This window comes from Neobacillus sp. SM06 (assembly GCF_050496765.1).
In the GTDB taxonomy this organism is placed as follows: Bacteria; Bacillota; Bacilli; order Bacillales; family Cytobacillaceae; genus JAEVLT01.
Genome location: NZ_JBNWEO010000018.1, coordinates 105,253 through 130,193, shown reverse-complemented (window position 1 = coordinate 130,193; position 24,941 = coordinate 105,253). Strand labels below are relative to the sequence as shown.

Here is a 24,941-nt window from a genome sequence, read left to right as displayed (position 1 = left end):
CAATGCTGAAATACATGAAGCAAAATAGCGGGTATACATTGCTCACCGTTCTCGTGATTTTTACGGTGGTCAGCATAATCGGTTTAACGCTGGCGGGATTGACCGCAAACTCACTAAAATTCGTGAGCACAAGCAAAACATCTATAGAAGAAAAGGCATCCGCCGAAATGGCGATTGATGAAGCAATGGCGCAAATCGATAATCTCATCGCCGCAGTTAATTCAGCTATAAGCAGCAACCAATTGCCGCCTGAATCGATACAAGCGCAGGTGCAGGCCTCCCTTAACCAAGTCAAAAGCCTTGGAGCCCATCCGTTTACATTGACGCATGCACCCAAGAATACAGCAAACGGAGTATATGTTGAACATGTCACGATAAAAGCTCCGATTGGAAAATCCGGAAAATCGATTACGAAAACATTGGATTTATCAACTGTCTCGGAGGTTTTTCATTATGGTGTTGTCACACCTGGAGATTTGGTTCTTTATGGTACACCGTATATTGAAGGGAATGTTTTAGTCGGAGGCAATCTCAACACATTCAATTTTTTTGGTTTCCCCTCTGTTAAAGGAAATTTAACGGTAAAAGGAAAGTATTATACCGGTTTTCTTGGGTTAACTGAATATTTCCCAGATGAAAATAACTTAAAAAAATATTTTGCAATCCCGCCTGTCGTGCAGCAATGGCAAGACACTGTAATTCCATCAATTGATGTACTCCATGCCATTCAAACCAAAAGCACACCTATAAAAACGTCGATGACCATTTCGAAATTAAAGGACGTAAGCCGCTACCCGAACGAGGCAGGTTATTTTATTGATTCAAATCTAAAGGTCAAAAAAAATGAATCGTACACGATTAACGGAAATCTTGTTGTGGCAGGGAATTTGCAAATGGAAGAAGGAAGCACGTTAACGATCAATGGCTCCCTAATGGTTTATGGCACCGCTGATTTATCGGGGACATTGACATTTTCTGAAAACAACTATTTATATGTAAAAAATTACGCAACCCTATCCAATCTGACCCTAAAAGGACCCATTTATGCGGATGATTTTGTCGAGATTAAGGACAGCATCAATAGCAATGGAACAATTTATATACGTAAAGGTGCACAACTTTCTGATTTTCGAGCCGATACCGAGCGTCAAACAGTGATCGTCGCCTCCGACGGTCCGATTACTTTATTTTTTTCCAACAGTGATCGCGAAAATCCTAAAGTAATGAATGCTTTTTTCTATACAAATTCTTCGCTAAATATGTTAGGGTTTCTTTCAAATGTAAAAATCGTTGGGGGTATATATGGCAACCCGATTAATTTGGCTGCCTTGAATGATACAAACTCAAGACTTTCCATTGTGTACAATCAAGACATGCTCAAAAATTTACCTTTAGGAATCCCCACAGCGGCTAAAATCACCAAAAAAGAATTAAATACCATTTACGGTAAATAGTTTTGCAAAAGGAGAGGGATAAAAAACCTCTCCTTTTTAGTGTAAGTAATGATTCTATTTTTGCAATAGGTCGCGCAGGAATGGTTTTACAATGGAAATGAAATAAAGCGAACCGGTGATGACCAAAACATCATTGTTCCCGATTTTCCCGATTTGTTGCACAACAGCCGATTGCCAATCTTCATTTGCTGCCTTATTTGGAGAGCAGCTTAAGTCATATAATTCGGCAGCTGTTGAAGCTCTAGGGAACTCAAATGAAACAAATACAATTTCTTCGGCTACTTGATCGAGACTGGCAATCATTTGATCAAGCTTTTTATCCTTTAACGCTGTAAAGATAAGATGGATCTTTCGATTTTGAAAGCGGCTTGTTAACACTTCAACAAGTGCCTTGATTCCTTCATCATTGTGAGCACCATCCACAATAACAAGCGGGTTGGTTGAAACAACCTCAAACCTTCCTGGCCAATACGCTGTTTTTAAACCGGTTCTCATTTCCGCCTCAACGAGCGGAAAAGAAGCAAAACGGCTTAAATAGTCCGCTGCCATAACAGCAAGGGAGGCGTTCTCAGTTTGATGGGAACCCATCATACCGATTTCTAAATCACCCCAAATTCTAACAGATGTCTCCAGCGAAAATTTTTCCCCGTGTTCAAGTGCTGAATGGGAACAAATTGAAAAATCCCGATTCAAAAGGGAAAGCGGTGCAGTCATCTCCCTTGCTTTTTCCGTAATAACGTTAATCGCATCGGGCTGCTGTACTGCCGAAAACACCGGGGTTCCTTTTTTAATAATTCCCGCTTTTTCGAAAGCAATTTCCGAATAGGAATTTCCGAGAATTGCCGTGTGATCAAGCCCAATATTTGTAATAATTGAAAGCAGCGGCTTGATCACATTGGTTGAATCCAATCTGCCACCAAGGCCGACTTCATATATAACAATATCTACGGGATGAACATTGGCAAAATAGTATAAGGACATGGCCGTGATCACTTCAAACTCTGTCGGCCCGCCAAGCTCCGTTTTTTCCAGTTCATCCGCAAGTGGAAGAATGACATTTGTTAACTTAACGATCTCTTCGTCACTGATCGGTTTCCCATTCAAACTAATCCGTTCATTGAACTGTTCAATATATGGGGAAGTAAAGGTGCCGACGGTGTATCCTCCAGCCTGAAGAATTGATCGTAAAAAGGTGACCGTTGAGCCCTTGCCATTCGTCCCGCCAATATGAACGGTCTTAAGCGATTTTTCCGAATTTCCCAGCTTCTCCATCATCCATTCCATTCGCTTCAAACCCGGCTTTATGCCAAGTTTTAATCTGGCGTGGATCCAATCCAACGCTTCTTGATAGGTCGTTACCATATTCGCATCTCCCAACAGTAACAAGGTAAAGACGAACCCATTTCTGGATTCGCCTGCTTGTTCATTATCCCTTTAATTCGTTGATTCTTGCTTCTACAATTGATCGCTTTTCTAGATAATCTTTTTCCTTTGCCCGTTCTTCGGCAATAACCGTTTCCGGTGCTTTTTTCATAAAGCCTTCATTGCCCAGTTTCTTTTGTACTCGTTCTACTTCTTTATTCAATTTTTCCATTTCTTTTTCAAGCCGGGCAATTTCTTCTTCAATATTGATCAGCCCTGCAAGCGGCAGGATAATTTCCAGTCCTGTGACAACGGCAGTCATTGCTTTTTCAGGTGTTTCGATATCCGTACCGAGCACAAGTTCTTCCGGGTTGCAGAACCGCTCAATATAGGCACGATTTTTCTCAATAATCGCCAGCGTCTCTTCGTCTTTTGCCTTTACAAGCATTTTGATCTTCTTGCTCATGGGTGTGTTTACTTCAGCCCGTATATTGCGGACAGCGCGAATCACTTCCATTAAAAGCTTCATTTCAACAGCAGCCTGCTCATCATTCCATGTACCCTTTGCTGCTGGCCATTTTGCCTTTGTAATTGATTCACCTTCATGCGGAAGGTTTTGCCAAATTTCTTCGGTAATAAACGGCATAAACGGATGCAGCAAGCGCATCGTGTTGTCTAACACATAGGCAAGAATGGAGCGGGTCGTGACTTTCGCGTTCTCATCTTCCCCATATAAAGGCAGCTTCGCCATTTCAATATACCAATCACAGAAATCATCCCAGATAAAATTGTAAAGAGCGCGGCCAACCTCGCCAAATTCGTATTTTTCCGATAACCTTGTGACCGTTTCAATGGTTTCATTCAACCGGGTTAAAATCCATTTATCTGCAACCGATTTTTCGCCTGTCAAATCGATATCTTCAAATTTAAGGTCCGCCATATTCATTAAAGCAAAACGAGAAGCATTCCAAATTTTATTGGCAAAATTCCAGGTTGCTTCAACCTTCTCGGTGCTAAAGCGCAAGTCCTGACCCGGAGAGCTTCCGGTGGATAGGAAATAACGCAGTGCATCGGCTCCATACTGATCAATGACATCCATTGGATCAACACCGTTGCCAAGTGATTTACTCATTTTCCGCCCTTGAGCATCGCGGACAAGTCCGTGAATCAGGACATCTTTAAACGGTCGGCTATCAGTAAATTCAAGGCTTTGGAAAATCATTCTTGATACCCAGAAAAAGATGATGTCATAACCGGTTACAAGGGCATCGGTTGGGAAATAACGTTTGAAATCAGCCGCATCTTTATTAGGCCAGCCTAGGGTAGAGAACGGCCATAGCGCAGAGCTGAACCATGTATCAAGCACATCCTGATCCTGTTCCCAGTTTTCGATATCAGTTGGCGGCTTGTGATCAACATAAACCTCACCTGTTTCTTTATGGTACCAGGCAGGAATGCGATGTCCCCACCAAAGTTGCCGGGAAATACACCAATCGCGGATGTTTTCCATCCAATGCAAATATGTTTTTTCAAAACGGTCTGGGACAAAGTTGACTTTTTCCGCTTCTGGTTGCTTTTGCAGCTCGATTGCTTGTTCGGCGAGCGGCTTCATTTTGACAAACCATTGCGTGGACAAATACGGCTCAACAACCGCACCGCTCCGTTCTGAATGACCAACAGAGTGCAGATGGTCCTCAATTTTGAACAGAACGCCCTGCTCCTGTAAGTCTTTCACAATTTGTTTGCGGCATTCAAAACGGTCAAGTCCTTGGTACTTGCCGGCCTTTTCATTCATCGTCCCATCTTCATTCATGACGAGGATCCGTTCAAGATTGTGGCGGTTGCCGATTTCAAAGTCATTCGGATCATGGGCAGGGGTTATTTTAACGGCGCCTGATCCAAATTCCATATCAACATAATCGTCGCCAACAATGGGAATCTCGCGTCCGACAATTGGGAGGATAACCGTTTTGCCAATTAGATGCTTGTAGCGTTCATCATCCGGGTGAACGGCGACAGCGGTATCGCCAAGCATGGTTTCCGGACGGGTTGTTGCAATCTCAATCGTGCCGGATCCGTCTGCAAGTGGGTATCGCATATGGTAAAACGCTCCCTGGACATCCTCATAAATAACTTCAATATCGGATAAGGCCGTTTTGGTTGATGGATCCCAGTTGATAATATATTCACCGCGGTAAATAAGCCCTTTTTTGTATAAGGAAACGAAGACTTCCCTGACTGCGGCGGAGAGCCCTTCGTCAAGGGTAAAACGCTCCCGGCTGTAATCCAGGCCAAGGCCAAGCTTTGCCCATTGCTTGCGAATATGGTCAGCATACTCTTCTTTCCACTTCCAAGTTTCTTTGATAAATTTTTCCCTGCCCAGATCATAACGGCTTTTACCTTCTTCGCGAAGCTTTTGCTCCACCTTCGCCTGGGTTGCAATTCCGGCGTGATCCATTCCAGGAAGCCAAAGAACATCATAGCCCTGCATGCGTTTCATTCTTGTAATAATATCTTGCAGGGTCGTGTCCCAAGCATGACCCAAATGCAGTTTCCCGGTAACGTTCGGTGGCGGAATGACAACGGTGTACGGTTGTTTCGCTGCTTCGCCTTTCGCTTCGAAAAACTTGCCATTCACCCACCAATCATAGCGCCCTTTTTCAATTGATTGCGGATCATATTTGGTCGGCATTGAAAGATCATTTGTATCCATTTAATATCCTCCTTCACTTTCTGAACATGAAAAAACCCCATCGCCGTAAAAGGACGAATGGAGTTTGCTTCGCGGTACCACCTTTTTTCCAATCAAAAAAACGATTGGCTCTTCCAAGAATAACGGACATCTTCCGTCTTTCACTACTCGAAACTTGGTCCTTTCGCAAAAGAAGCTCAAGGGCGACATTCCAATGGCCTGCTTAGGAAACCTTCCAGAAACTGGATTCCCTCTCTTGAAGCAGGGGGACATTGTACTCTTCCCTGTCTTTGCTTATGTATGAATTTATATCAATATACTACCGAAAAAAGGGGAGTGTCGTCAATCATGATAACCAATTTTTTATATTTTATACGAAGATCCACAAAAAAGCGATTCAAATAAAAGCATGCAGTTTGTTCGTTGCCGATGGCTTGATAATTTTAGGGATTACACACAGGGGATTGAATATACATAGACTAATAACGTGTAAGAAGGGAAGGAGTGTTTTGATGAAAAAACGATTTAATCGCTATGTCCTGCCTCCATGGATGCAAAAGGTAAAACGTGTTTGTGGACAATTTATTATTCCGTTCACCATTTTTCAAGGGATCCGCACGCTTTTGTTGCCAACAACCTTTGATATTTTACTGTTAATCTTTTTTATTTTAGTTGCCCTGGCCCTTTATTTTGAAATGATTTAAGGAGCACCTCGTCTATTACTCGGGGGCTCCTTCTTTTGTCTGTTGGCTGTTATCGAATTCTACCATTTTCATTGTTACATATTCCGTATTTTTTAAATACCAATACTGACGCTGCAGCTGCTGAACTGCTTTTAATTCATTTCGTTTTTCCGGTTTCCGGAAATAGGTCTCAACGGTCTGAATAATTGAAAACGGGTAGGCTAGATAGCTGTAAAACAACAGTTTTTCATCTGCTCGTAATGGAAAATATTTGTAATAATAGTAAATCCACTCCACACATTCCTCATTGCGCTGTGGGCGGGTTTTTAATGTACGCGAAAGAAATGGCAAAAGATCATGAAAAGGTGAACCATAGCCAGCTTTTTCGAAATTGGCAAAATAGCCGTACCCTCTGTCATCATACAAAAAATGCTCAATCGAGATTTTCCCATGATTAATGACCATTCTTGCTTTTTCATTCTCCTTCGTCATTTCATACCATTCTTCAAATTTGCTTTTCGAAAATTTCAGCGCTTGACTGATTTCGTTAGAGTAGAGACAATACAACAACTCAAACGGTGACATATAAACCTTTTTTTCACATTCTTCCGTAAAGCCGTCAAGAAACTCTTTATTTTTCTCAAATTGCTGCAAGGTTTTCTCATAATGCTCTGTCCGCTCTTCTTTTTTGATCGTAATTTCTTTTGCCGATAATGTGTGCATTCGCGCCAGCTCACGAAATAACTGCTGATGCCTTTTCTCTCGTTGTTCCCTTTCATCGTTCGGGAGCCAAGGCATTAAATAATATAGGTACGCTTGATCTAAAACAGCATATCTCCCATCAATCGTCGGATAAATCGGCACAATTCGATTGAAACCCATTTGATAAAGGGAGTGGACATGACGAATAAAATCGGTTCCGTTGCTTGGAGGGATTTTTTTCAGCGCAAATGTCCCTTTATTGGCATAGACTTTCTGGACATTGCCGTAATCCTCTACAAAGTACGGTTCAAGCTGATAATTTCGCAAAATTGGCGCCAGTACTGCCAGTCGATTTTCGCCGCTCATTTTTAAAATCCTCCAATAGAAAAATAAGGAGCAGGCACATAGGTTACCCGCTCATGCTTATTTTTCGTCTCCCACTATTTTTTTGCGAAAGCTGTCGGTATATAGAGGACTTGCCCTTCATACACATCCTGGTTTACTTCAAGCCGGTTGACGCGAAGAAGATTTTGAAATGTGACATCATACCGTTCCGCTATCTGATCCAGCGTTTCCCCTTTTTGGACAATACAGATTTTTAACTTTGCCTGCTGCTCATCACGGTCTTCTTTGCGGGCAAAAAATTCTGTTAAGGACATGCTTTTCTTTTTCGTTACTTTTTTCTTTATCGCATCAGTTAGCTTCGAAACAGGACCTTCGTCACTTGAAGAGGAGGATGAACTTTCTTCATCTGTCTCTTTTTCTTCGATCTCTATCTCTTCTGTTTCTTCAGCTTCGTTTACTTCGACTTCATCTTTTACTTCTTCTGCCACTACTTCGATTTTCGGCTTTTCTTCACCGCGGTCCGGCTGGCTGAAATCCGAAAATTGGGTGAATGCGGGCTGAACTACAGGTTTCCCTTGCGGCTGATAGGAAAATGTCGGATAGGATACCGTTTCCCGTGAGCTTTCGTCTTCCAGCGGCTTTCTTGCTTCTACTACAAATAGTGGACGTTCTTGCTCCTCCACAGAACTTGCTTCTGCTGTTTCCTCAGCGGCTTTTTCACTAACTGAATCTTCGGCTAAGCGGCTCGCATTTGCAAAAACAGCTTCAACCTCATCCCCCTGATCCTGCCGGGCACCGTACAAACCGGAAATCGTCAATTCGGCCGATAATTTTAAGCAACTTCGTTCTGGAAGAGAGTAATCAAAGGTTTCAACCATCACATCGATATCATAAATGCTTTGAATCCGATTATTTGGTATCGTTATATCAACTGGGAAACGATGCGCAAACTCATAAACCCCTTCGTCGCCTTCATCCACCCGTTGTACATATTTTTGGGCAAACTCCGCTTCTTCCTCCATTCCCTCGCCGTCATGAAAGCTTTTATATTCTCCGGTCAATTCCAATGACCCACGTATCGTCACGTACTGGTCATTTTCTTGGATGGTGATATCGGGATCAAGCGAAATCGAAATCAATTCTTCGACTTCCTGTCCTTTTCTAAACCACAATGATTCCTCCAAAGAAAATCGCAGACACGATTGATTTTCCTGAGACAAAGCGACTCCTCCCTTCATTTCCGTTTATTTAAAAATCACTATGTCACTTACACTCTATGAAAAATCATTTTTATTTATGATAAAAAAATAAACACACCCGCACAATTGACAGGTGTGTTGTTGAAAATTATTTTAATTTGGAAAAAGCCATTTCTGCTGCCTTAATGGTTTTGTCAATATCTTCGTCTGAGAGAGCAGTCGACAGGAACAATCCTTCAAATTGTGAAGGAGGCAGGAATACGCCCTGGTTAGCCATTTCTCTATAGTAAGAAGCAAAATAATCAAGATTGGACGTTCTTGCTTTTTCATAATTGATGACTTTTTCATTTGTAAAGAAGAAGCCGATCATCGAACCAGCGCGATTTACGGTGTGGGGTATCTCGTATTTTTCCGCTGCTTCATTGAAACCTTTTTCAAGCAAATCCGCTTTGCGGCTAAATTCTTGATAATCCTCTGGCGTTAATTGGCACAATGTTTCATACCCAGCCGTCATTGCCAGTGGATTTCCTGAAAGCGTTCCTGCCTGATAAATGGGTCCGCTTGGCGCAATTTGCTCCATAATCTCGGCTTTCCCGCCGTATGCGCCAACAGGGAGGCCGCCACCAATTACTTTTCCTAGACAGGTAATGTCAGGTGTCACGCCAAAATAGCCTTGGGCACAATGATAGTCCACACGGAAGCCGGTCATTACCTCATCAAAAATCAGCAAGGCGCCGTATTTTGCGGTAATTTCCCTAAGGCCTTTGAGAAATCCCGTTAGTGGCGGCACAACGCCCATATTTCCCGCAACAGGTTCGACAATGATGCAGGCAATATCTTCACCAAATTGTTCAAATGCATACTTGACGCCTTCGAGATCATTGTAAGGAACCGTAATCGTGTTTTTCGCAACCCCTTCAGGAACTCCGGGACTGTCAGGAAGTCCAAGGGTGGCAACACCGGAACCTGCTTTGATCAGCAAGGAATCGCCATGACCGTGGTAGCAGCCTTCAAATTTCAGAATTTTATTGCGCCCGGTGTACCCTCTTGCAAGCCTTAATGCACTCATGGTTGCTTCTGTTCCGGAAGAAACCATTCTGACAATCTCAATGGACGGCACCCGTTCGACAACGAGCTTGGCAAGTTTCGTTTCCATTAATGTCGGTGCACCAAAGCTCGTACCCATTTCGGCTACTTTTTTTAATGCTTCAACTACCCGCTCATTGGAATGGCCGAGGATTAATGGCCCCCATGAAAGAACGTAGTCAATATACTCATTGCCATCAATATCATAAATTTTCGATCCTTTTCCTTTTTCCATAAAAATTGGATCCATGTTTACAGATTTAAAGGCGCGGACAGGGCTGTTTACACCTCCTGGCATGAGCTTTTGCGCTTCTTTAAAAGCCTCAATCGATTTTGTATACGAACGCATCGAATTCCCTCTTTTCGATAAGGTTATGTTCCATTACTCCGCTTCACGCAGCCAGCGGACAGCGTCTTTGGCAAAATACGTGATGATCAAGTCTCCGCCGGCACGCTTCATCCCAAGCAGCATTTCAAGTACCGTGCTTTTTTCATCTATCCAGCCATTTTGTGCAGCAGCCTTGATCATTGCATATTCGCCGCTGACATTGTATACAACAACAGGAAGATTAAAATGATTTTTCATATCGCGAACAATATCGAGATAAGGCATTCCTGGTTTGACAATCAAAAAGTCAGCCCCCTCTGCCACATCTGACTCCGCTTCGCGAAATGCTTCCATACGGTTCGCCGGATCCATCTGATAGGTCTTGCGGTCGCCAAATTGCGGTGCACCTTCAGCAGCATCGCGGAACGGTCCATAAAAAGCAGATGCGTATTTAACGGCATAAGACATAATCGGAACGTCGATAAAGCCTGCTTCATCGAGACCGGCACGGATCGCGGCAACAAAGCCGTCCATCATATTCGAAGGCGCAATGATATCGGCACCGGCTTTCGCCTGGCTGACCGCTGTTTTTACAAGTAAGTCAAGCGATTCGTCATTGAGAACTTTTTCACCCTCAACAACGCCGCAATGGCCATGGTCTGTGTATTCACATAAGCACGTATCGGCAACGACAAGCATATCAGGGAACTTTTCTTTGATCAAACGCGTCCCTTTCTGGATGATTCCATGATCATGATATGCCCCTGTTCCGCAAGCATCTTTTGTTGCCGGGATCCCGAATAGAATCACTGATTTGATTCCAAGTGATTCAACTTCTTGGATTTCCGTCTCAAGGTGATCCAGCGAAACTTGGTATACTCCCGGCATTGACGAAACTTCATTTCGAATCTTTTCGCCTTCGGCAATAAAGAGCGGGTAAATAAAATCTTCCGCGTGTAGTTGATTTTCTCTGACCAATGCTCTCATGTTCGCGCCAGAGCGTAAGCGGCGATGACGTGAAAATTGCAAATCCATTTTAAACACCTCTATTTTTTTCTTCAAGATACGTAATCATACATTTAACCATTTCCTCAACCGTGTACACCTTTGGGGAAGCGTGTACCGGCAAGCCGTATGTGAACAATTTTTTCTCGGTTATAGGGCCAATACACCCGATCAAGCAATCCGCCAGATGGTCTTTAAGTTCGTATTCGCTGACAATTTCCATAAAATGATCCACGGTAGACGGACTTGTGAACAGCAAAATATCCAACTTTCCGGCAACAATCATTTCAGACAGCTTTGCACGGTTCTCTACCGGCAAATACGTCTCATACACAATAGCCTCGTCAACAACGGCACCCTTTTTTCTTAATGATTTGCCAATGTATTCTCTCGCAAGATTTCCTTTTGGAATAAAAATAGTCATTCCAGGCTGTATTAAGGAGGAAAACTCGGTGACAAACGTCTCGGCGACATATTGGGACGGTGTAAACTCAACCTTCAACCCTTTAGCTGATACTACTTGCGCTGTTTTTTTCCCAATCACAGCTATTTTGGGCAGGCTTGTGAACGAGGCTTTATCCAAAAATGATAAAAAGGTATCGACTGCAACATTGCTTGTAAAGATGATCCAATCATACTGATTCAATCGCTGTAAAAATCTCTCAAGCGCCGAAGTGCGTTTAACGGGACGAAAGGCAATAAGCGGGATCTCCACAGGAATTCCACCATATTTTCCCACAAGTTTTGAAAAAGCTTCTGCCTGCTTTTCTCCCCGCGGAATAAGCACCTTTTTATTTTTCAAAGGGGGAGGAGCCGTCATTGCCCTTCAAGCTCCCGCTTTACCTTGTCGATTAAATCTTTTGCCCCTTTTTGAATTAAACGATCGGCTGCAAGCCGCCCTACTTCCTCAGGAACTTGTCCGCAAACTTTCTCTTTATATACTTCTTTTCCGTCAGGAGAGGCAACAAGAGCATGCAAAGCAATTTCTCCGTTGTCATTTACATCGGCATATCCTGCAATGGGGACTTGACATCCGCCCTCCATTTTTTGCAAATACGCCCGCTCTGCCCGAACAGCTTTTTCGGTCTTCTGACAAGTAAATTGCTTTAGCAAATCGAGCAGCTCGTTGTCATCTTCCCGGCACTCAATTGCCAACGCTCCTTGGCCAACTGCCGGAATACAACTATCTGTATCCAAAAATTCGGTGACAACTTCACTGGTCCACCCTAAACGGGAAAGGCCGGCAGCTGCCAAAATAATCACATCATATTCTTCCTCTTTCAACTTGTTTAACCTTGTATCCACGTTTCCACGAATCCATTTGATTTCCAAATCCGGACGTTTCAGCAAAAGCTGTGAACTGCGGCGCAGACTGCTTGTACCAACGATCGCACCCGGTTTCAATTCCTTTAAAGGAATATGGCCTCTTGAAATCAGTGCATCCCGATGATCTTCGCGAAAAGGCACGCCGCCAATGGTAAGGCCATTTGGCAACTCAGCAGGCATATCTTTCATACTATGTACTGCCATATCAATCTCTTTGCCAAGCATCGCCTGTTCAATTTCTTTGACAAACAGGCCTTTTCCACCAACTTTTGCCAAGGTTACATCAAGAATTTTATCGCCTTTTGTCACGATTTCCCGCACTTCAAATTCAAAAGGAGCGCCGAGTTTTTTCAGCTGTTCAATTACCCAGTTTGTTTGTGTTAAAGCAAGTTTACTTCGTCTTGAGCCAACAATAATTTTCCGCATGAGGAGCCTCCTTTTATGAATACCAAAAATGGAATGATGATAATTGGCCGAACAGGAAGAAGTTAATCAATACAATGAGAAAGGAAGCAATGTTCCAGAGTGCCAATGATTTTCCTGCGAAATTTTTTACAATTCTTAAATACAAATAAATGCTGTACGCCATTAAAACAACAAAGGAACCAAGGACTTTGCTGTCATACCATGTGAGTCCGGGAACTTTAATAAAGGCCCACTGAAGCCCAAGAATCAGACTTAAAATGAGGATCGGCACTCCGATTACCGCCAGCATAAAGGATAGTGATTCAAGCTGCTGCAAATCGGCTAATCTTAACAGGCGTTTGCCCCATTTCTTACGTTTCAGCAAATCGTACTGAATTAAATAAAGCAGGGAAAACACAAACGAAAGCGAAAACGCGCCATACGAAAGAATCGCCATGGTAATATGAATCAACAATAATTCCGAAATCAGCTTTTGGCCGATCAAATGGGATTCATATTGCACAGGGGCAAAGGTATGAATGGCCAAAACGATAAACCCAAGGATATTCGTAAAAAAAACAATGAAATCCATTCTCAATAAATGATTGATTCCGAGTGACAAAGTTATCAAGACCCATGCATAAAAATAAAGTCCCTCGAAAATCGTCAATACCGGGAATCTTCCTGTTTTCACCATATACAGCAATAAAAAAACCGTTTGTAATACCCATACAAACGCAAGTAACCAGAAGGCAATCCGATTCGCCTTCCGGTTATGGTGAATGAAATCCCAAAAGTATAACAGCACGCTGAAGGCATACACAACGACAGTCAGCTCATGCAGTTTGGTCATATAGATCTCAAACATAAATGATTCCTCTTACGGCTGAAAAGAAGCCAGTGGTTTGTTGATCGCTGCTTTTGGGGTCTCTGCTGCAATTGCTTGCTGCTTTTCCACAAGCTCTTCAATATTGAAAATCTTTTTAAATAAATCCAAGGTTTGCTCTGCGTCAGGCCGGGCAGCTAATTCTTTCGCCTGAAGGATTGGATCCTTTAACAGCTGGTTGATGATGCTTTTTGTATGCTTATTTAGTACTTTCCGATCATGTTCAGATAAATGAGGAATCTTGCGCTCAATGCTCTCCATTGTTTCTGCCTGAATCGCAAGTGCCTTTTCTCTTAATGCTGAAATAACCGGAATGACCCCAAGTACGGACAGCCATTGCTTGAATTCGACCATTTCTCTTTCAACCATTAGCTGGATTTTTTCTGCTGCCTTTTTGCGCTCCAGCATGTTTGCTTCGACGATTCCTTCTAAATCATCAATATCATATAAAAAAACATTTTCCAGCTCGGCAATTCCTGGGTCGAGATCACGGGGAACAGCGATATCAACGACAAACAGCGGCTTGCCTCTTCTTATTTTTTCTACACGAGCCATTGTTTCTTTTGAAATAACGATGTCCTTTGCCCCTGTTGAACTGATCAAAATATCCGCATCAACTAAAGAGCTCTCAAGCTCTTCCATCGTTTTTGCCTGGCCGTTAAATCGGCTGGCAAGATCGATCGCTTTTTCGTATGTCCGGTTTAGTACCGTCACTTTTTTTACACCGCTGCCATGCAGATTCTGAGCAGCCAGTTCGCCCATTTTCCCGGCACCAAGGATCACAACGTGCTTGTGGTCGAGCGAACCAAAGATTTTCTTGGCAAGTTCTACCGCTGCATAGCTGACAGAAACGGCATTTGCGCCAATTTCCGTTTCCGAGTGTCCGCGTTTGGCCACTGTAATAGCTTGTTTGAACAGCTGGTTGAAAATCGTACCAGTTGTTTCATTTTTTTGCGCTGCTAAAAAAGCCGTCCGAATCTGGCCAAGGATTTGTGTTTCTCCAAGGACCATTGAATCAAGCCCGCATGAAACCGTAAAGAGATGCTCTACCGCATTGTCCTCTTCAAAATAATTTAAATAGGGAACAAAATCAGACTGTTCCAGTTGAAACCACTCGGATAAAAATTCTTTTATATAATAACGTCCAGTATGCAGCTGATCAACAACCGCATAAATCTCTGTCCGATTACAAGTAGAAACAATCAGGTTTTCGAGGATGCTTTTTTTAGTTTGTAATTTTTTCATTGCTTCCCCTAGGTCTGCTTCATTAAATGTTAACTGCTCACGAATTTCAATAGGGGCAGTTTTATAATTTAGACCCACCATCACAATATGCATTTGTTAAAAGTCACCCCCATGTTTGAATTGCAAAATTAACTAGTCTAATTATATCATGTTTGGGCATAAAAATTTTGATAAATATGTGAACAGAAACCAAAACTCTATGTTAAGATTAGAGCGAAAGAAAAGGAAAATCTTCTTTGATTAACAGGAAACGACATTTCCTTCCTCTAGTACAGTATCAAATAAATGTGATAGATTCAAGCAAACCTTATTGGATGGTGTGATTGCTCATGAAAAATCAACAAATATTTCCTGGAATTATTCTGATCGGCTTTGGTGCCTATTTTTTCCTCCAGCAGGCAGGGATCACCTTGTTTCCTCAGATTTTCACCTGGCCAACGCTCATGATCATTGCAGGAATTGCTTTTTTAGGGCAAGGCTATATCGCAAAAGATTATGAAGCGATTTTGCCGGGTGTTATTTTAACCGGATTTGGCTTGAATTTTCATACTGCTAACCAGTTTGCCATTTTTCAAAATCAAAACGGCTTTTTTATCTTTGTGATTGCGTTAGGGCTCTTGCTCCGCTATCAAAAAACGCATACAGGACTCTTTCAAACCGTTCTTTTTTTATTTTTGGCCATTTTCTTACTCTTTTATGATAAACTGGCTGGCTATCTTGGCGTCATTCAGACAAAAGCGGAAACAGGATGGAAATTTTGGCCGGCGATCTTAATTGCTGCCGGGGTCTTTTTGCTTTATAAAAAGAAAAAATAAGCGCTCAAGCTAGACTTGAGCGCTTATTTTTTATCGAAAGCTTTCAATAATGCGCCATGCTTCGTCTTTTCCCAGGCCGGTTTCTGAGGAAAATAGGACGAGATGATCCGTTTTTTCCAGCTCCAATTCTTCTTTTGTTACGTTCAAGTGTTTCTGCCACTTTCCTTTTGGGATTTTATCCGCTTTTGTGGCAATGACGATGCATGGAATTTCATAATGCTTGAGAAAATCATACATCATTCGATCATCCGCTGTCGGTGGATGGCGCAAATCAACAATTAAAATGACCGCTTTTAGCTGTGCCCTCGTTGTAAAATACGTCTCAATCATCTTTCCCCAAGCTTCGCGCTCTTTTTTGGAAACCTTTGCGTAGCCATAGCCTGGAACATCGACAAAATGGAGTACGTCATTAATAAGATAGAAGTTCAACGTTTGCGTTTTACCCGGCTTTGACGAGATTCGGGCCAAACCTTTGCGATTCAGCATTTTATTTATAAAAGACGACTTGCCGACATTGGAGCGGCCTGCCAAGGCGAATTCCGGCAGCGTTGTCTCCGGATATTGTTCCGGCTTGACGGCACTGATCACAATATTTGAGCTGGTTACTTTCATTGCGTCCCACCCTCAACAAGGGCATGCTTTAATACTTCATCAACATGGGAAACAAGCACAAAATCCATTTCGCTGCGAATGCTGTCCGGGATGTCATCGATATCTTTTTCATTATCTTTCGGCAAAATAATTTTCGTTAAGCCTGCCCGGTGTGCACCTAATGTTTTTTCCTTCAGTCCGCCAATCGGCAGAACCCTTCCTCTTAACGTAATTTCTCCAGTCATGCCAACTTCTTTTCGAATCGCTTTGCCCGATAAAGCAGACACAAGCGCTGTCGCGATCGTAATCCCAGCAGATGGACCATCTTTCGGCACAGCCCCTTCAGGAACATGAATATGGATATCATATTTCTCGTGAAAATCTTCTTCTATCCCCAGCTCTTTCGCTTTTGAGCGAACATAGCTGAATGCTGCCTGTGCCGATTCTTTCATAACATCGCCCAGTTTTCCGGTCAACACTAATTTTCCTTTACCCGGTGACAATGATACTTCAATTTGCAGCGTATCGCCGCCAACCGTCGTATACGCAAGCCCGGTTGCGACCCCGACTTGATTTTCCTGTTCGGCTTGTCCGTAATGGTACCTTGGTTTTCCTAAAAATTCTTCCACATTTTTCTCGGTAATAATCACGCGTTTTTTCTCACCTGAAACAACGATTTTGGCCGTTTTCCGGCAAATGGCGGCCACTTGACGCTCAAGGTTCCGTACCCCTGCTTCACGCGTATAGTAGCGGACGATTTTGACAATTGCATCTTCTCTTACTTGCAGGATTCCTTTGGAAAGTCCATGCTCTTTTAGCTGTTTTGGCAGCAAATGATCTCTTGTAATATGAACCTTTTCAATTTCTGTATAGCCGGCGATTGTAATGATTTCCATTCGATCAAGCAACGGGCCGGGTATCGTCGCTAAGTTATTGGCGGTTGCAATAAACATCACCTTTGATAAATCGTAAGGCTCCTCGATATAATGGTCGCTAAAATTGTGATTTTGTTCAGGATCGAGCACTTCCAGCATGGCCGAAGAGGGGTCGCCGCGAAAATCATTCGACATTTTATCGATTTCGTCTAATAGAAAAACCGGGTTGATCGTCCCTGCTTTTTTCATTCCTTGAATGATTCTTCCGGGCATGGCACCGACATATGTCCGTCGATGGCCGCGAATTTCTGATTCATCGCGCACGCCTCCAAGGGAAACGCGGACAAAATTTCGTTTCAATGATCTGGCAATCGATCGTGCCAAACTCGTTTTCCCCACTCCCGGAGGTCCGGCCAAACAAAGGATCGGCCCTTTTAACGAATGGGTCAGCTGCTGAACTGCTAAATATTCCAACACGCGCTCCTTTACTTTTTCAAGTCCATAATGATCCTGGTTTAAGATCCTCTCGGCACGGTGAATATCCAAATCGTCCTCTGTCTTTTTGCTCCAAGGCAGCGTGATCAGCCACTCAAGGTAATTGCGGATCACGGCACTCTCAGCTGAACTTGCCGGAACTTTTTCATAGCGGTCCAATTCTTTAAATGCCGTTTGTTTGACATGATCCGGCATTCCCGCCTGCTCAATTTTCTCCGTCAGTTCAGCTATTTCTCCTGATTTTCCTTCCTTCTCGCCGAGTTCTTTTTGAATCGCCTTCATTTGCTCGCGTAAATAATATTCCTTTTGCGTTCTTTCCATTGAACGTTTGACGCGCTGGCCAATTTTTTTCTCAAGATTCAGCACTTCTTTTTCGTTATGAATGATGCTGATTACCCTGTTCATTCGTTCTTTCACATCAATCGTTTCCAGAATCTCCTGTTTTTCCTTTTGCTTTAATGGCAAATGCGAAGAGATAATATCAGCCATCCTGCCTGGCTCTTCAATATCCGCAACAGAGGCAAACGTCTCCGCAGATATTTTCTTTGACAATTTTATGTATTGCTCAAAATAATCAAGCATCGTCCTCATTAATGCTTCGTCTTCAACGTCCTTTTCCGGCATATCTTCAAAAGGATTTACATGAACAGAAAAGTAATTGTCCTCTTCATTAAAGGAGACGATCTTTCCTCTCGTTAGCCCTTCGACTAAAACTCTGATTGTCCCATTTGGAAGCTTAAGCATTTGCTTAACTTTTGTTATGGTTCCCGTTGTATATAAATCATCTTCTGTCGGCTCATCTATCGAAACTTCTTTTTGTGTTGTCAAAAAAATCAAGTGGTCATCGACCATTGCTTTTTCGAGTGCTTGTATCGATTTTTCACGTCCAACATCTAAATGAAGTACCATCGTTGGATAAACAAGCAATCCGCGAAGCGGCAGGAGAGGGATAATGATTTCCTTTTGTTCTGCCAAAATACTGCACCTCCAAATACTTAACATGCATCCTTGCTTTAAAAACAGGAATATCTTTGTACAATTCTATCTCATTTGCATGTATGTGTCTAATTAAAGAGAACGTTTCTAAAGCAAGATGTCTGATATTGTTACTTTTCCCAAAAAAGCAAAATAAACACTTCCGCTTATTCGTTCTAAACGGAAGTGTTTTGCATTAAATCATCTCTTTTTTTGAAAGTTCGACAGCAGCCGGAATAACTTTTTTTGGATGAAACTCTTTCACTAGCGCAACTTGAAAAACTTCAGTCAAATGATCAACCGGGACAATCGTGATTCCCTCAATTTCCTTTAACATCGACTGCATATTTTCTTTCGGAATAATCACTGTTTTTGCGCCAGCCTTTTTCGCTGCTTTAACTTTCGGATACACGCCGCCAATTGGTTTAACATTCCCATGAATGCTAATTTCTCCAGTCATCGCTACTTCGTGATTGATTGGAATTTTATAGATGGCTGAATATATTCCTGTCGCCATTGCAATTCCGGCGGATGGCCCGTCGATTGGAATACCGCCCGGAAAGTTCACATGAATATCATATTCGTCCGCCGGCACACCCATTGACCGAAGCACCGTGATAACATTTTCGATTGAACCGCGAGCCATGCTTTTTCTCCGGATCGATTTTCCTTGGGACCCATGCTTTCCTCATCCACAATCCCGGTAATATTAATTGAGCCTTTTTCTTTTGCCGGTATAACGGTAACCTCGATTTCAAGAAGTGCGCCAGAGTTCGGCCCGTATACAGCGAGTCCATTGACAAGCCCAATAGTCGACACTTCATTGATTTTTCGTTCCATTCTTGGCGTTAGCTGGCTGGAGTGGATCACCCATTCAATTTCTTCATCTTTAATATAATTTCGATTATCTGTGATCGCCAATCCGGCAGCAATTTGGATCATATTGACTGCTTCTCGACCGTTTCTGGCATAGTTGGCCAAAATGGTTAAGCCTGAATCTTGTATGGTTAGGTTTACTTTATCTGCAGCTTTTTTAGCAACCTCGTAAATTTCCTCTTCGGTTAACTCCCTGAAAAAGACTTCCATGCAGCGCGAGCGGATCGCAGGAGGAATTTCATTTGGCGTTCTTGTCGTTGCCCCAATTAAACGGAAATCAGCCGGCAGCCCATTTTTAAATATGTCATGAATATGGGTCGGTATTTGCGTATTTTCTTCATGATAATAAGCGCTTTCTAAAAATACTTTTCGATCCTCTAAAACCTTCAGTAGCTTATTCATTTGAATCGGGTGCAGTTCCCCGATCTCATCGATGAACAATACTCCGCCATGGGCATTGGTAACAGCTCCTTGTTTTGGCTGGGGTATTCCAGCCTGACCCATTGCTCCTGCCCCTTGATAGATTGGGTCGTGAACAGAACCGATCAAAGGATCTGCAATCCCCCGTTCATCAAATCTTGCAGTTGTTGCATCCAATTCAACAAAAACGGAAGTATTTTTAAAAGGAGACTTCGGATTTTTTTTGGCTTCTTCTAGAACCAATCGGGCTGCAGCCGTTTTTCCCACTCCCGGCGGGCCATAAATAATGACATGCTGCGGATTTGGCCCGCACAGCGCGGCTCGCAACGATTTAATGCCATCCTGCTGACCGACGATATCGGCAAAACTTGCAGGTCTCACTTTCTCGGAAAGCGGTTCAGTTAAGGAAATGGAGCGCATTTTTCGCAATTGCTCCATTTCTTTGCGCGATTCACGGTCAATCGATACTTTCTGTGTTCGCTGGTTTCTTAACAAATTCCAAAAATACAATCCAATTACAACACCGAAAAAAAGTTGTATAAATAAGGCGATCCCCGTCCAACTCATCGTATTCCCTCCTGCAACTAATACTCTTATATACCTATCAGTATTTCCGTTGACAAGGTGGAATAAACAACAAATCCAAAGATTCACAACCGTGTTTCCACTAAGTCAAAAAGAAGCTGCCCTGGTTTAAGGGCAACTTCTTTATTTATGCACTTGTTTTTCTTTCTTCTTCAACAATCGTTCCGTCTTCCAAGACGAGTTTTGGAATGCTGTTTTCAGCGACTGTTTCTTTTGTGATGATGCATTTGGAAATGTCATCCCGAGACGGAAGGTCAAACATCACATCGAGCATGATGCCTTCGATAATCGATCGCAAGCCGCGCGCACCCGTTTTCCGTTCGATTGCTTTTTTGGCAATTTCTTTTAGCGCCCCTTCTTCAAATTCCAGATCGACGCCATCGAGCTCAAGCATTTTTTGATATTGTTTCACAAGCGCATTTTTTGGTTTCGTTAAAATTTCAATCAATGCTTCTTCATCCAATTGTTCAAGACTGGCGATAACCGGCAAACGGCCGATAAATTCTGGAATTAAGCCAAAACGCAGCAAGTCTTCCGGCAATACTTTTGAAAGCAACTCTTTTTGGCTGACTTCCGATTGTTTAATATCCGAACCAAAGCCAATGACTTTTTGGCCTAAACGGCGTTTAATGATTGGTTCAATTCCATCAAAAGCCCCGCCGCAAATAAACAGAATATTGGTTGTATCAATTTGGATAAATTCCTGATGTGGATGTTTTCGTCCGCCTTGTGGCGGCACACTCGCAACGGTTCCTTCCAAAATTTTCAGCAATGCCTGCTGCACACCTTCTCCAGAAACATCTCTTGTGATCGAGGGGTTTTCCGATTTTCGGGCAATTTTATCAATTTCATCGATATAAATAATTCCCTTTTCGGCCTTTTCCACATCGTAATCAGCAGCCTGGATCAATTTCAATAAAATATTTTCAACATCTTCACCAACATAACCCGCTTCGGTAAGCGATGTTGCATCTGCAATAGCAAACGGAACATTTAAAATCCGCGCCAGCGTTTGCGCCAGCAAGGTTTTTCCGCTTCCTGTCGGTCCAATCATGACAATATTGCTTTTCGACAGCTCAATATCATCGATTTTACTATTCGAATTAATTCGCTTATAGTGATTATAGACTGCAACAGATAATGATTTCTTCGCCTGATCTTGGCCAATTACATATTCATCCAGGATTTCCCGAATTTCTCTTGGCTTTGGAACATCTTTAAATTCGACTTCTTCTTCGGTGCCAAGCTCCTCTTCAACGATTTCTGTACATAACTCAATACATTCATCACATATATATACACCAGGTCCGGCAACCAGCTTGCGAACTTGATCCTGCGTTTTGCCGCAGAATGAACATTTTAATTGACCCTTTTCATCATTAAATTTAAACAATATTTTCACCCCTTGAAAACGTCTATACTCTGCGAAAAAGCCTGCAAATCAAAAGCAGATGGAAATTTTTTAAAAACTATTTCAGTGTTATGTATTGCATTGTAACATATTTAATCTCAAGACTGGAAATAAAAACGCTTAAAGAAAAGATGTTTCTACGGAAGCCCCATTATGAGTGTCGTATTACGAATTTATGTACTCACTTAAGCTTATCCATAATGATAAAAAATAAGTCACGCCCATCAGCGATTTTAAAAATTCTCTATGTATAAGTTTTTCCAGCCCAAGAACGTACTGAAATCGTTCTACCACTATTATAATATGTAATTGAATTCTTGTATAAAACAAGGCACGAACAAATCGTGCCTTGTTTTATTATTATTTGGCAAATGTGCGATTATTTTTTATTTTCAACAAGAAAATCGATCGCTTTGCGAAGTTTTAGATCCGATTTAATCATTTCAACTCCGCCAAGTGCTGCTCTGACATTGTCGGCAGTCATATTATACATTCCTGCCATTTTTTCAAGCTCTTCATTCACTTCTTCATCCGTCACTTCGATATTTTCAGCATTTGCAATGGCTTCCAATGTCAAGTTTACACGCACATGCGTTTCAGCTTCTTCTCGCATTTGTTCGCGAAGAGTTTGTTCTTCCTGACCAGAGAATTGGAAATAAAGCTCCAAGTTCATTCCTTGCATTTGCAGGCGCTGTTCAAATTCCTGCATCATGCGGTTGATTTCATTTTCAATCATGACTGGCGGAATATCCACTTCAGCATTCGCAGCGGCTTTTTCTACGACAGTGTCACGTACATGGTGCTCTGCTTCATGCGCTTTGCTGTCAGCTAAGCGTGTACGAATTTTTTCTTTTAATTCGGCAAGTGTTTCAACTTCATCATCCACATCTTTTGCAAATTCATCATCTAAAGCAGGCAGTTCTTTTCCTTTTACTTCGTGAACAGTCACTTTAAATACAGCAGGTTTACCAGCAAGTTCAGCAGCATGGTACTCTTCCGGGAATGTTACTTCTACATCTTTTGATTCTCCGGCAGCAGTGCCTACTAATTGTTCTTCAAATCCTGGAATGAAGGAACCGGAACCTAATTCAAGTGAATAATTTTCACCTTTTCCGCCTTCGAACGCTTCGCCGTCAACGAATCCTTCAAAATCGATTACAACTGTATCGCCATTTTCAGCTTTTCCGTCTTCTTTTACGACAAGCTCAGCATGACGATTTTGCTGTTCTTTCAATTCGTTTTCGATATCTTCATCCGTTACAGTTGCATCAAATTCTTCAACTTCCAAGCCTTTGTATTCGCCCAATTTCACTTCAGGCTTCACTGTTACAGTCGCCTTGAAAATCAGTTCTTTTCCTTTTTCAATTTGTTCGATATCGATGTCTGGACGATCAACAGGCTCGATTCCCGTTTCTTTTATTGCATTTTCGTATGCTTCAGGAAGAAGAATGTCTAAAGCATCCTGATACAGGGACTCTACGCCGAACCGTTTTTCAAACAAGCCGCGGGGAATTTTCCCTTTGCGGAATCCAGGAACAGATACTTGCTTTACCACTTTTTTAAACGCAGCGTCCAAACCTTCATTCACTTTATCTACACTTACTTCAACAGTAAGAACACCACTGTTGCCTTCTAACTTTTCCCATTTCGCTGTCATACTGATTTTTCCCTCCAACAATCTAATCTATCCTCATTCATTCTGAACGGATTCGTATGAATATGTCTTGTCCGACAAGCACTATTCACTTTAAAAATGCTTTTTTACACAATGCAACCCCTACATTATAGCATACGACACTTATCGTCAACAACCCCACTAAATCAGGGGATATGAAATTTCTTCAATTTCCTTAATCCATTCAATTGCCTGTGTCAAGTGTTCTGCAGGTTGTCGATACATATCTGCCAGACTGGTAACTTCAGGGCTTTGTCCGTAGTATTCCAATGTAAGAAAATGAAATGCTGCAGCCCATGCACGGGGTTCGTCCGGCTCAAGCTGAAACGGATAAACGATAAAAAAATGACGCTCTACAAGGCTTCTGATGTTTTCCAATAGAATAGGATCTTTCTGTTCCAGCCGATCTTGAAGAATTTCGACGATATCCATCATTCTTCCTTGGTTTCGAATATCAGGCAATTCTAAAGGAACCACAATTTTTTCAATTCGGAATTTCTCAACCTGAACTTCTTTTTCAAACTCTTGCTCTTTTAATAGATTTAACAGCAAGGTTTTAAGGAATGGATGCCCCGCCCGATCCGCCAAATAGTCTTGAATTTCATCCATAAATGGCCGAATATTTTTATCTGCAAGGCGTGAGACCAAAAGCATTTGTTCATTTGCATCATTTAGAGCATATAGATTCAAAGACTGCTCTCCAACCTGTTCATCCGCTTCAGGCATTAAGTCATATTTTTCTTTTTCATTAATAGGTGGAAAACCATTTTCCGCCATCCTTTTGCTAAACTGCAAAATGGTAGAAAAACGGGCTGCTTTGTCTGCTGGTATTTCGCTTTCTTCCAGCAATGTTTCAATAGTGGCAACAATTTCGGAATACTCGTGAAGCTGCAGCAGAATGGTTATATAAAGATCGATCATTTGATCATAATGGCCGATTCCTTTTAATAGCATTTCCTTTGCAAGACCTTTTGCTTTATGAAAGCTGCCTGCTTCAACATAAGCAAGGACTAAGCCGATCAGAGTCTCTTCATTTTCGGCATCAAGCTCCTTGGCTTTCTCCAAAAATTCAATTGCTTCGCTAACCTTCTTCGCTTGCAGCCTTTCCAAACCTTTTTGTGCAAGACGCCTTTCAAGGTTCGGAAAAAAAATGATATTTTCTTTTGATTTTATTGGTTTCTTATTCATTTGCCGCCCCTATCTTTCGCGTGCTTATGGGAAATAGTTTAGCACGAGGGAAGAGAAAATCAAATTTTTTGTAGGAACACTTTTTATTAAAAAGAAAAAAACTCATCTAGACCTAGATGAGCAAGTATATTTGGTATGTAGTTAAATGGTTTGGTGATGGCGTCCCAGGAGGGATTCGAACCCCCGACCGTACGCTTAGAAGGCGTATGCTCTATCCAGCTGAGCTACTGGGACAGATTTGATTTTTCAAAGACAAGGTTTATTATATTAGCCATATTTTTAAAAGTCAACAAGTTTTTTTAAAAAAGAGGGTGAGG

18 protein-coding genes, 1 tRNA gene, 1 pseudogene and 1 other annotated feature are annotated in these 24,941 nt (G+C 42.2%); of the genes and pseudogenes, 3 read left to right on the top strand and 17 right to left on the bottom strand.

Annotated features, from left to right (window positions below; translation table 11 throughout):
* Positions 1 to 2 precede the first annotated feature (2 nt).
* On the top strand, positions 3 to 1,454 hold the full coding sequence (locus ACQYAD_RS15715) for a type II secretion system protein (RefSeq protein WP_430239591.1): 1,452 nt from the start codon (positions 3 to 5) through the stop codon (positions 1,452 to 1,454).
* A 54-nt stretch (positions 1,455 to 1,508) separates the two neighbouring features.
* Here ACQYAD_RS15715 and ACQYAD_RS15710 read toward each other — a convergent pair whose 3' ends face one another.
* Both ACQYAD_RS15710 and ACQYAD_RS15705 read right to left on the bottom strand, forming a co-directional pair.
* Positions 1,509 to 2,816 (bottom strand): bifunctional folylpolyglutamate synthase/dihydrofolate synthase, encoded by a 1,308-nt coding sequence (locus ACQYAD_RS15710; protein WP_430239589.1) that lies wholly within the window; start codon positions 2,814 to 2,816, stop codon positions 1,509 to 1,511.
* Between the two features lie 64 nt (positions 2,817 to 2,880).
* Positions 2,881 to 5,529 carry a valine--tRNA ligase gene (locus tag ACQYAD_RS15705; RefSeq protein WP_430239587.1) on the bottom strand — a complete coding sequence of 883 codons (2,649 nt, stop codon included), beginning with the start codon at positions 5,527 to 5,529 and terminating at the stop codon, positions 2,881 to 2,883.
* 46 nt (positions 5,530 to 5,575) lie between these two features.
* Positions 5,576 to 5,808: a binding site (T-box leader), on the bottom strand.
* A gap of 212 nt (positions 5,809 to 6,020) precedes the next feature.
* On the opposite strand from ACQYAD_RS15705, the gene ACQYAD_RS15700 reads away from it, so the two are divergent.
* Entirely contained in the window at positions 6,021 to 6,212 is a 192-nt protein-coding gene (locus ACQYAD_RS15700; RefSeq protein ID WP_430239585.1) for a hypothetical protein, read from the top strand.
* Positions 6,213 to 6,227: 15 nt separating this feature from the next.
* Here ACQYAD_RS15700 and ysxE read toward each other — a convergent pair whose 3' ends face one another.
* The 8 genes from ysxE to hemA all read right to left on the bottom strand — a co-directional run bounded on the left by ysxE (position 6,228) and on the right by hemA (position 14,811).
* Positions 6,228 to 7,259: a spore coat protein YsxE gene (gene ysxE / locus ACQYAD_RS15695; protein WP_430239583.1), complete on the bottom strand. Its 1,032-nt coding sequence runs from the start codon at positions 7,257 to 7,259 to the stop codon at positions 6,228 to 6,230.
* Between the two features lie 74 nt (positions 7,260 to 7,333).
* A complete protein-coding gene (gene spoVID, locus ACQYAD_RS15690) occupies positions 7,334 to 8,476 on the bottom strand; it encodes a stage VI sporulation protein D (RefSeq protein WP_430239581.1) in 1,143 nt (380 codons plus the stop codon).
* Positions 8,477 to 8,585: 109 nt separating this feature from the next.
* The gene (hemL, locus tag ACQYAD_RS15685) at positions 8,586 to 9,872 is read right to left on the bottom strand and encodes a glutamate-1-semialdehyde 2,1-aminomutase (RefSeq protein ID WP_430239580.1); all 1,287 of its coding nucleotides are present in this window, start codon (positions 9,870 to 9,872) and stop codon (positions 8,586 to 8,588) included.
* A 33-nt stretch (positions 9,873 to 9,905) separates the two neighbouring features.
* Positions 9,906 to 10,886 carry a porphobilinogen synthase gene (gene hemB, locus ACQYAD_RS15680; RefSeq protein ID WP_430239578.1) on the bottom strand — a complete coding sequence of 327 codons (981 nt, stop codon included), beginning with the start codon at positions 10,884 to 10,886 and terminating at the stop codon, positions 9,906 to 9,908.
* A gap of 1 nt (position 10,887) precedes the next feature.
* Entirely contained in the window at positions 10,888 to 11,676 is a 789-nt protein-coding gene (locus ACQYAD_RS15675; protein WP_430239575.1) for a uroporphyrinogen-III synthase, read from the bottom strand.
* Positions 11,673 to 12,608 (bottom strand): hydroxymethylbilane synthase, encoded by a 936-nt coding sequence (gene hemC, locus ACQYAD_RS15670; RefSeq protein ID WP_430239572.1) that lies wholly within the window; start codon positions 12,606 to 12,608, stop codon positions 11,673 to 11,675. The genes ACQYAD_RS15675 and hemC overlap by 4 nt, the downstream gene beginning before the upstream one ends.
* Positions 12,609 to 12,621: 13 nt before the next feature.
* Entirely contained in the window at positions 12,622 to 13,455 is an 834-nt protein-coding gene (locus ACQYAD_RS15665; RefSeq protein ID WP_430239571.1) for a cytochrome C assembly family protein, read from the bottom strand.
* Between the two features lie 12 nt (positions 13,456 to 13,467).
* Positions 13,468 to 14,811, bottom strand: a complete 1,344-nt coding sequence (gene hemA / locus ACQYAD_RS15660) for a glutamyl-tRNA reductase (protein WP_430239568.1) — start codon at positions 14,809 to 14,811, stop codon at positions 13,468 to 13,470.
* Between the two features lie 236 nt (positions 14,812 to 15,047).
* Between hemA and ACQYAD_RS15655 the strand changes: the two genes are divergently transcribed.
* Positions 15,048 to 15,533, top strand: coding sequence for a LiaI-LiaF-like domain-containing protein (locus ACQYAD_RS15655; RefSeq protein ID WP_430239566.1), 486 nt, complete (start codon positions 15,048 to 15,050; stop codon positions 15,531 to 15,533).
* A gap of 30 nt (positions 15,534 to 15,563) precedes the next feature.
* Here ACQYAD_RS15655 and yihA read toward each other — a convergent pair whose 3' ends face one another.
* The 7 genes and pseudogenes from yihA to ACQYAD_RS15620 form a co-directional block, all read right to left on the bottom strand.
* On the bottom strand, positions 15,564 to 16,145 hold the full coding sequence (yihA, locus tag ACQYAD_RS15650; RefSeq protein ID WP_430239563.1) for a ribosome biogenesis GTP-binding protein YihA/YsxC: 582 nt from the start codon (positions 16,143 to 16,145) through the stop codon (positions 15,564 to 15,566).
* A complete protein-coding gene (gene lon / locus ACQYAD_RS15645; protein ID WP_430239562.1) occupies positions 16,142 to 18,469 on the bottom strand; it encodes an endopeptidase La in 2,328 nt (775 codons plus the stop codon). The genes yihA and lon overlap by 4 nt, the downstream gene beginning before the upstream one ends.
* Positions 18,470 to 18,665: 196 nt before the next feature.
* A pseudogene (lonB, locus tag ACQYAD_RS15640) lies at positions 18,666 to 20,332 on the bottom strand (ATP-dependent protease LonB).
* Positions 20,333 to 20,477: 145 nt separating this feature from the next.
* Complete coding sequence (gene clpX, locus ACQYAD_RS15635) at positions 20,478 to 21,743, bottom strand: ATP-dependent protease ATP-binding subunit ClpX (protein ID WP_430239561.1); 1,266 nt, start codon at positions 21,741 to 21,743, stop codon at positions 20,478 to 20,480.
* A 397-nt stretch (positions 21,744 to 22,140) separates the two neighbouring features.
* A complete protein-coding gene (tig, locus tag ACQYAD_RS15630) occupies positions 22,141 to 23,418 on the bottom strand; it encodes a trigger factor (RefSeq protein ID WP_430239560.1) in 1,278 nt (425 codons plus the stop codon).
* 159 nt (positions 23,419 to 23,577) lie between these two features.
* On the bottom strand, positions 23,578 to 24,624 hold the full coding sequence (locus ACQYAD_RS15625; RefSeq protein ID WP_430239558.1) for a tetratricopeptide repeat protein: 1,047 nt from the start codon (positions 24,622 to 24,624) through the stop codon (positions 23,578 to 23,580).
* 157 nt (positions 24,625 to 24,781) lie between these two features.
* A tRNA-Arg gene (locus ACQYAD_RS15620) sits at positions 24,782 to 24,858 on the bottom strand.
* Positions 24,859 to 24,941 lie beyond the last annotated feature (83 nt).